Origin of the sequence: Mesorhizobium sp. M1A.F.Ca.ET.072.01.1.1 (assembly GCF_004023325.1) — a bacterium.
Classification (GTDB): Bacteria; Pseudomonadota; Alphaproteobacteria; order Rhizobiales; family Rhizobiaceae; genus Mesorhizobium.
In genome coordinates, this window is the sequence record NZ_RZSF01000739.1 from 1 (window position 1) to 445 (window position 445).

1 pseudogene is annotated in these 445 nt (G+C 65.6%); it reads left to right on the top strand.

Going from position 1 to position 445, the window contains the following annotated elements:
* Positions 1 to 445: pseudogene (locus EOA32_RS37805) on the top strand (alpha/beta hydrolase); the annotation flags it as partial.

Consider the following 445-nt stretch of genomic DNA (forward strand, 5'->3'; position numbering starts at 1 on the left):
CTCTTCTACACCCGCCTGACCGGCCACGGGCAGGACGGCGCGGCCATGGCCGAAGGCAGCGTGAATGCCTGGATCAACGACTATGAGGAGGCACTGGCGATCGGGCGCACGATCGGCGAGAAGGTGATCGTTATCGCCACCTCGACTGGCGCCTCACTGGCGACATGGGCTGCAGCCCAGCCTGGTGCTTCCGACGGCGTCGCGGCAATCGCATTCATCTCGCCTAATTTCGGCGTCAAGGCGTCGGGCGCCGAGGTCCTTACCCTGCCTTGGGGCAGAGAGATTGCCGAGCTCGTCGGCGGCAGGGAGCGCAGTTTTCCGGCGCGGAACGCGCTGCACGAAAAATTCTGGACCACCAAATATCCGATCGCGGCGGCCTTGCCTATGGCTGCGCTCACCGAGCTCGCCTATCGCGCGCCGGTCGAGAAGGCGACCATCCCTGCCC